A 6863-nucleotide genomic window follows, 5' to 3' on the forward strand; every position below is an offset into this window, starting at 1 on the left:
TCGTCCTATCTCCCCGGTGAGATGGAGGACTTCAAGAGCTCTGCTGCTGCGGCAGGCATCGTGTTGAACCTGTCGTCAACACCATTTGACTCGCTTGTTGCGGAGGTCATTGGGGCGCATCCAAGCGGTCCCGATATTGGGAACTGGGGAGCCGGTTTCGCTTGGGACTTTAGTGAGCCCTATCCAACCGGTGGAAGCATCTTCGCCTCAGGACACTTCTTGTCCTACCCGGTACCGAACGAGCTCCGCACTCTGGTAGCAGCTACCCACACGGCCTCTGGATCTCAAGCCGACAGTGCCATGCAGGCCTACTCCAACTACCTGGTCAAGCAGCTCCCTGTCATCTTCCAGCCGGTGACCTACACGATCAACGCGGTCTCAAGCCAGCTCAAGGGTGTCTACTTCCCCTCTACTGGTATCTTGTTCCCGCAGACTTGGTCTTATAAGTAGAGGATTGGGGAACCTTGGGGACCCTCCGAGGCCGTGTGTTGGGCGGATGGTAGTGGGGATTGGTAGGCTTGCGCGGGTCCTTAGGTGCCGGCGCAAAGCGTATCCGAAACCTCATTACCGCTCGCCAGTAGGCGGTTTGCAGGGTTGTTCGGTCTGACATCTGACATGGCGTTTGAACGAGGCTCCCCCTCTGAAGTCCTTCTACCTGGACCTGTTCAAAATATCCCCGACTAGGGCACTACAAGACGGTGGAACGCCTTGCCCATGCTGGGCGACTTCCTGGTGTCAAACTTGGTAGAACCTGGCGCTTTTCTCGTCATTCGCTGATCCAATTCTGTGTTAGTCAAACTGGATCCAGCGAGTTTGCGCCTTAATAAGCCGGAGTACGGCACACGGTCATGGTCTCCAGACGGCATTCGTGGTGTGGTCCTACGTCGGACAGCTAGCTGTCAAACAACGAATCTGCATGCCTGTTGGTTTTGGAGGTAGCCAAATGACCCGCGTCTGCGATACTCGAATCTCGTGGTTGCCCACATAATTAGGCTTGCGCCGAGCCTTTGGCATGATCCGCGCACCATCTGGCGTGCCTCCAAAGCGCATCAGGTGGAGATGGTCGTTCACGAACGGTACAAGCCCAGAATCTGCTACCAGAGTCCCAGCACGAGTAGCAGCCATGAGCATGTATGTGTACCAAGTGAATCACCCCGAACATCTGAGCGTCCACTCGTACTCGACCCGGGAGTGTCATCGACGGGCTTTCCATCGATATGGGTTAATTCCAGACGGCCACAATGGGCTTTTGTGGTGCCTCTCTGTTAGCTATACAAATCGTTGCGATATACAGCCTTGCCCTACGGGACCGAGAGGATGTACCGGGCAATAGACTCGCCGCTGTGGTATGGATCTTGGCGCGCCAAATATGACAGTTCTCGCTTAACGATCAACGACGCATCAGGCAGGTTGCCTTTCGCTGTCTGCAAAGGCCGATCGCCGTGGGCAGGCTGGCCGACCGGCACTGCGTCGGTCGTCCTTCGTCTCGCGCCTGAGTGTGTACCCACTTGGCTTGATTACGAGCACGGATCGATGACGGGCGAACGGGCGCTTCGCGTCGACGGACTCGTAAACGCGCGAGATCTTGGTGGCCTTCGACGACACAACGGCAGCTACACGCCGAGGGGTGTCTTCTTCCGCTCCGAGAACCTTGACCGGGTGAGCGAAGCGGGCTGGGATCAGATCTGGGAAGCAGGGATACGTACAGTCGTTGATCTTCGCCAGCCGAGCGAAAGAAGCTGTGATGTTGGATCCCGGCCCGGCTGGTTGACGATACGGCAGGTCGATCTGGACGGCTTGGACAACGAGGACTTCTGGAGCAACTACTGGGACAACGGGCTCAAAGGCACGGCACTCTACTTTCTCCCTCATCTTCAGGCGATGCCAGAGCGCACCGGTGCGGCTCTGTCGGCAATCCTGAATGCTCCACCGGGCGGGGTATTGTTTCATTGCATGTCGGGACGGGATCGCACAGGCATGATCGCGATGCTGTTGTTGAGAGCTGTGGATGCCGATACTGAGGACATCGTTGACGACTACCTGGAGACTGTCCGTCTTGGTGAGTTACGGGCAGCCTCCGAGAACCAAGAAAACGACGAGAACGCGAGGGAAGAGCCATGTCGCTCCCATGGCACCACGACCGAGAATGCCTTTCGCTCAGCGTTATCGCAACTGCAACTTCCCACCGTTCTCACCTTGGCCGGCCTGAGCGAACCCGACCTACAAGCCCTGCGTAGCTGGCGGAACACGATCCAGCACTGACTTTCACAGCGGCTGTGGAGCCTAGAACATGGGTAGTGTCAGATGAGTTTGATGAGAAGGTCGTGGAGGACTGGATTGAGCGCCTTCCGTCCAAGCGATTACAGACCATCACACGAATGCAGATGAGCCGGATCCTAGAAGAGGCAGATCGGGAAGCGAGCGTGTAATACAGCCCGAAGGTCCGCGCGTGGTCGATTGGCATGATACGGATTGTGATACGGGATGGGTACCGATATGCTCTCGACGGGGAGCACCCGATGCTTTGCACCACCCATGAACTGCTGATACGGTTGTCCCGCGCCCCACGAATACTTGCGTACCCTCACCTTGGATCAGGAGGTTCCAGGTTCGAGCCCTGGCCCGCCAGCCATAATAGCCCGGTTCAGGACCGGTGTCTCCCCTGGAAGCGGGTGCCGATCCCGGTGGGTTCTAGTTCCATCACTATGACTCGCGTACCGATGCTCGTTAGTCGTCATCCATCACTGACTGCCACTTTGATACGCTATCATAATTTGAGGTCAGTCGATGCTAGTGTAAATTGTGGCCCAAACAAGAACGACCTTCACGCTCGACAAGGAGCTGGCTAAGCGTGCTCGAGAACTCGGCATCAATATTTCTGCAGCTGCTCGTCAAGGAGTAACCGATGCAGGGCGTGCCGCCCTGTTGCGAACTGACCGGGAATCTTATTTGAGGCAGCCGGAGTGTTCTGACACTGTCTGGACAGAGGTTGAAGCGTGGGGTGAGCCTTGAAACGCGGCGAGGTGTGGTTGGCAGAAGTTGGTCAAAAAAGGCGACCCGTGCTGCTGTTGACTCGATCCGAGGTGCTCGACGCTCGCAGCCTCGTTACGGTGGCCGAGGTCACCACCTCCATCCGCGGTCTCGCTGCGGAAGTCGGCATCGACCACGTCGAGGTCGGCTTGGATCGACTATCGGTCATCAACTGTGATGGTCTTCACGCCGTCGTTCAGGCATCGCTCACTGGTCCCGTTGGACAAGTTGACGACGACACCATGGGAAGGGTCTGCTCAGCGATTGGATACGCGCTCGGCTGTTGAGGGGAGGGGTTGCGAGTGCAGGAAGATCTGATCTCTTTCCCGTGAATGCCTGTTCTCGATGGTACGAGGGGCGTCGTGACCAACCCGGTGGACAGCCTGCTTGCTCGATCCACTTGTTATGGAGACTCGGCAGATGTCTTTTGAAGCTAGGGCAACCCAGATCTTTTTGGGCTGACCCAAAACGGCACGCCTCGAGGTTGGTGCCCTGTTCACTCACTGCTGCGAGGAACGCTCAGTACGGTGAAGCGCAGTGCCGAGTGACCTCGATTCATCACCGTGAACGAGGTAAAGCACGACCTTTGGCATTGAGAACCCTATCTGTTGAGGACTAATAGTCTCTAAGAAAACCGGGTTTATTTGGTGGGAGGAGCTCTTGCTGGTCTCGAAGACTCGACGATGGACTCCCGTAAATTCCCAGAACGGCCTATCCTCAAGTAGTCATTCTCAGTTAGCGCATTCCAGATAACTGTTCCAAAGTTCTCTTTCCACCTGGCTTCAGCACGCCGTCTATTGAGAGCTGTCTCGAATTATATGCTACAATGTAGAACATGAGCACTGTGGGCATTCGAGCACTCAAACAGAACGCTTCACAGGTGGTGGCCAGGGCCGCCTCCGGCGAAGTGGTAACGATTACCGACCGAGGAAGACCGGTCGCCCAGCTGATTCCTATTCCTGGGGGACAAGTTGCTGCTCTTATCGCGGCAGGTCTGGCTCGTCCTGCGAAGGGCTCTCTCTCGGCTCTTGGCGTGCCTTCGGAGGCGCCGCAAGCAGAGCCACTATTGTCAGAGGCCGTAGCGAACATGCGCGACAAAGAACGTTACTGATGGCCTTTTACCTCGACACGTCCGCCGCGGCCAAGCTGGTCATGGCTGAACCTGATTCCCCGGCCATGGCACGCTGGGCAGCTGTCCACGAAAGTCAGGTGATCGCGAGTGATCTCTTACGCACAGAACTCCTCCGGGCAACGCGACGTACCGCTCCCGATCGGGTGCAGCGTGCTCGATCTGTGCTCGACGCTCTCACCTTGCTGAGTCTCACTTCGGCCACCTTCGAACGAGCGGCCACCCTTGATCCCCAACAGTTACGGAGTCTGGACGCCCTCCATATCGCTGTAGCACTGGAATTAGGTGATGAGCTTGACGGCATTGTGACCTATGATGAGCGCATGGCGGCGGCAGCTTCCTCCTACGGCATAGGGGTGATCATGCCAACATGAGGACCGGTGTCTGGTATCTCAGGTAGCTCTTCTGGTCTCAAAACCTGTGGAAGGGCCCTCGGGGGTCCATATCGAATGTGATCTCAAGCTCGCCACCTTTTTGCCCATCATCTACCACGTCGCTGACCAGGTCTTCACCTTCCCAGCCTTTTTGAGCGGTGGGACATTATTGATCGGACGCCGCCCCGTGGCAGAATCGATTGCTTAAGCCATTTCCACCGAGCAAATCACTGCCCTTTGGGGTGGATCTTCTGCCATGGTCAATGCTCTCGCCAAAGTGGTGGCGGCTGATGACCCGCAAAGTGGCCAGCAACGAAAGACTCAGTCGGGGTCGAGTTCTTGAGGCTCAACAGCACTGCTGAGCAGCTCTCGGATAGCGTAAGTACACAAGCAGGTGGGCGTAGATCTCCTGGGTGACCATGTCTGGTGATTTGGACCGAAGAACCGGCCAGCGCCTCGTCGATGGGTCTTTAGTTCGTCGAAGGCACTCTCCTCGTCCCGTCGCTCACCATAGAATGCGGCAAACTCTACTGCGGGTGAGCGCTCCGGGTTGAGCAGGGTGGTGATGAGAAGGATCGGAGCGTCGCCTTTAGCGTGAGATGGGCGTGCTTGACGATCCGGACGGTGATTGGTTTGCCTGGGTTACCCCTTGGCGGGCGAAGCACCGACAGGTACGATCCATCCTCTAGGGATGTCGTCGCCGTACGAACCACGTTGGACCTGGTTTGCCAGCTCAGCACCGGCAGCTGCCACTCCTTGTCACAGGTGATAGCCGCTAAAACCCCGATCGACGAGGAGGCGCAGCTCATTGTTGAGGTTCTTAAGCAACGAATGAGCCAAGGTGGTCTCTCCCGTAGAGCTTGCACCGATCTCAGCAGCGATAATCGTTTGCATTCCACATTCAACGAGTGCTACCACCCGAGCCTGGAGGAAGGCCCCTTGCATCTCACCCCGGCTACTCTCTGTCCGACCGAAGTGCTCCGGGTTCGTCTTGGTGTCTGGTAGGTCAAACACGGTCCTGTCGATCACTACCAACCTTAAGCCCGGGCACCACGAGCCGGGCGAGGACTCGGTATCGTCGGTGAGGCAATCTGCTCAAACAACATCTTCATCACCTCACCACCGAACCTGGCGCGCGCCTGTGGCGGCGTCCTAGAGCTCGGCACTTGCCAGTCTCCTCGCCAGCGGGCCACATGCTTTGAGCCGCCGACCAGTAGCCGGGCAACCTCCTGATAGCCCTCATCAACCCACAGGCACATCGCAAGGGTGAACTACACGACCAGCCGTGCTGGGAGCAACCGATGATGTTGCTCAGCCCTCCCAGCCCCCGGATTACCTTGTCGATGTGCGTTGACGGAAACATCGCGGCCAATACCCCGATGGCTATCCGATCCGTGAGATGCTCGCCATCGGAAGCCTTGACCTGACCAGCTCTTGGTATGAACCAGGCTTAACACGTGAAGGCCCTAACTAAGTGGTATTGCCTCTAACTGTCATTTACCCTGGCGCCCGCGCCCTGGAACTCGGGGCTGTGGCTGATCCATGATTCGTGCCAGATCTGTATTTCTGATACTACCAGAGTCCTACCAATGGTAGTATCTGAGTATGAAGTTGAGTGTCAGCCTTCCTGACGAAGATGTAGAGTTCCTTGATGCCTACGCCATCGAGCAAGGCATCGCGTCTCGCTCTGCGGTCTTACACCGGGCAGTGCGCTTCTTGCGGGGCGCACAACTTGGGGCGGCCTACGAGGATGCCTTCGCCGAGTGGGAGAACGAAGGAGAAGCCGCAGCTTGGGAAGTGACGGCTGGGGACGGGTTCGGAACCAATGCTGCGGGGTGAGATCCGCTTGGTTGATCTTGACTCGATTAGAGGTGCCGAGGCCAACAAGCGTCGACCCGCAGTAATCGTCAGTAATGACGGAGCCAACATGATCGCAGATCGCCTGGGCCATGGAGTCGTGACAATCGTTCCCGTAACGACGAACACTGCGCGCATCTACCCCTTCCAAGTTCTGCTCCTGGCTGCTGCTACAGGGCTCGAACGCGACTCAAAAGCCCAAGCCGAGCAGGTCCGAGCAGTGGCCGTCGAGCGTCTGGGCAACAGGATCGGAGTCGTGCCACCGGCGGTGATGGCAGATCTCGATGAAGCTCTGCGCCTCCACCTCGCCCTATAAGGCTGGCTCGACCCCGAACTCGTGCCGTCCTTCGACGGCGACCGTCACATTTAGTCGGTTTGGAGAAGCTTCTGGTGTCAGCGCACGCTTTGGGCTCTTCCAACCGTAGCGTTGGGAGCAGCGAACGGGCCAGCCCAGCAACGGTTACCACGAAGCC

11 protein-coding genes and 1 pseudogene are annotated in these 6863 nt (G+C 57.4%); 10 read left to right on the forward strand and 2 right to left on the reverse strand.

The genetic code is table 11. The features are described 5' to 3' along the window. The 8 genes and pseudogenes from M7Q83_RS13620 to M7Q83_RS13645 all read left to right on the forward strand — a co-directional run. Positions 1 to 450 (forward strand): annotated as a pseudogene (locus M7Q83_RS13620) (hypothetical protein); the annotation flags it as partial. A gap of 248 nt (positions 451 to 698) precedes the next feature. Continuing rightward, positions 699 to 824 carry a helix-turn-helix domain-containing protein gene (locus M7Q83_RS14400; RefSeq protein ID WP_366526426.1) on the forward strand — a complete coding sequence of 42 codons (126 nt, stop codon included), beginning with the start codon at positions 699 to 701 and terminating at the stop codon, positions 822 to 824. Positions 825 to 1533: 709 nt separating this feature from the next. After that, positions 1534 to 2262: a tyrosine-protein phosphatase gene (locus M7Q83_RS13625; RefSeq protein WP_298340006.1), complete on the forward strand. Its 729-nt coding sequence runs from the start codon at positions 1534 to 1536 to the stop codon at positions 2260 to 2262. Between the two features lie 35 nt (positions 2263 to 2297). Further along, the gene (locus tag M7Q83_RS13630) at positions 2298 to 2429 is read left to right on the forward strand and encodes a hypothetical protein (RefSeq protein ID WP_298340009.1); all 132 of its coding nucleotides are present in this window, start codon (positions 2298 to 2300) and stop codon (positions 2427 to 2429) included. Positions 2430 to 2802: 373 nt separating this feature from the next. Next, positions 2803 to 3012, forward strand: a complete 210-nt coding sequence (locus M7Q83_RS14405) for a type II toxin-antitoxin system CcdA family antitoxin (protein ID WP_366526427.1) — start codon at positions 2803 to 2805, stop codon at positions 3010 to 3012. Between the two features lie 11 nt (positions 3013 to 3023). Beyond that, positions 3024 to 3317, forward strand: coding sequence for a type II toxin-antitoxin system PemK/MazF family toxin (locus tag M7Q83_RS13635; RefSeq protein WP_298340030.1), 294 nt, complete (start codon positions 3024 to 3026; stop codon positions 3315 to 3317). 548 nt (positions 3318 to 3865) lie between these two features. Beyond that, positions 3866 to 4141 carry a type II toxin-antitoxin system prevent-host-death family antitoxin gene (locus tag M7Q83_RS13640; protein WP_298340012.1) on the forward strand — a complete coding sequence of 92 codons (276 nt, stop codon included), beginning with the start codon at positions 3866 to 3868 and terminating at the stop codon, positions 4139 to 4141. Continuing rightward, entirely contained in the window at positions 4141 to 4533 is a 393-nt protein-coding gene (locus M7Q83_RS13645) for a type II toxin-antitoxin system VapC family toxin (RefSeq protein WP_298340015.1), read from the forward strand. The genes M7Q83_RS13640 and M7Q83_RS13645 overlap by 1 nt, the downstream gene beginning before the upstream one ends. 759 nt (positions 4534 to 5292) lie before the next feature. Here M7Q83_RS13645 and M7Q83_RS13650 read toward each other — a convergent pair. Continuing rightward, complete coding sequence (locus tag M7Q83_RS13650; RefSeq protein ID WP_298340021.1) at positions 5293 to 5562, reverse strand: hypothetical protein; 270 nt, start codon at positions 5560 to 5562, stop codon at positions 5293 to 5295. An 8-nt stretch (positions 5563 to 5570) separates the two neighbouring features. Continuing rightward, positions 5571 to 5792, reverse strand: a complete 222-nt coding sequence (locus M7Q83_RS14410) for a transposase domain-containing protein (RefSeq protein WP_366526428.1) — start codon at positions 5790 to 5792, stop codon at positions 5571 to 5573. 346 nt (positions 5793 to 6138) lie between these two features. On the opposite strand from M7Q83_RS14410, the gene M7Q83_RS13655 reads away from it, so the two are divergent. Continuing rightward, the gene (locus M7Q83_RS13655; RefSeq protein ID WP_298340024.1) at positions 6139 to 6372 is read left to right on the forward strand and encodes a ribbon-helix-helix domain-containing protein; all 234 of its coding nucleotides are present in this window, start codon (positions 6139 to 6141) and stop codon (positions 6370 to 6372) included. Continuing rightward, the gene (locus M7Q83_RS13660; protein WP_298340027.1) at positions 6359 to 6706 is read left to right on the forward strand and encodes a type II toxin-antitoxin system PemK/MazF family toxin; all 348 of its coding nucleotides are present in this window, start codon (positions 6359 to 6361) and stop codon (positions 6704 to 6706) included. The genes M7Q83_RS13655 and M7Q83_RS13660 overlap by 14 nt, the downstream gene beginning before the upstream one ends. Positions 6707 to 6863 lie beyond the last annotated feature (157 nt).

The organism is Ferrimicrobium sp. (assembly GCF_027364955.1).
Classification (GTDB): Bacteria; Actinomycetota; Acidimicrobiia; order Acidimicrobiales; family Acidimicrobiaceae; genus Ferrimicrobium.

Excerpts from the sequence above, each read along its gene's own strand:
- M7Q83_RS13625 (WP_298340006.1), top strand. The coding sequence starts at position 1,534 with ATGACGGGCGAACGGGCGCTTCGCGTCGACGGACTCGTAAACGCGCGA.
- M7Q83_RS13640 (WP_298340012.1), top strand. The coding sequence starts at position 3,866 with ATGAGCACTGTGGGCATTCGAGCACTCAAACAGAACGCTTCACAGGTG.
- M7Q83_RS13645 (WP_298340015.1), top strand. The coding sequence starts at position 4,141 with ATGGCCTTTTACCTCGACACGTCCGCCGCGGCCAAGCTGGTCATGGCT.
- M7Q83_RS14410 (WP_366526428.1), bottom strand. The coding sequence starts at position 5,792 with ATGTGCCTGTGGGTTGATGAGGGCTATCAGGAGGTTGCCCGGCTACTG.
- M7Q83_RS13655 (WP_298340024.1), top strand. The coding sequence starts at position 6,139 with ATGAAGTTGAGTGTCAGCCTTCCTGACGAAGATGTAGAGTTCCTTGAT.
- M7Q83_RS13660 (WP_298340027.1), top strand. The coding sequence starts at position 6,359 with ATGCTGCGGGGTGAGATCCGCTTGGTTGATCTTGACTCGATTAGAGGT.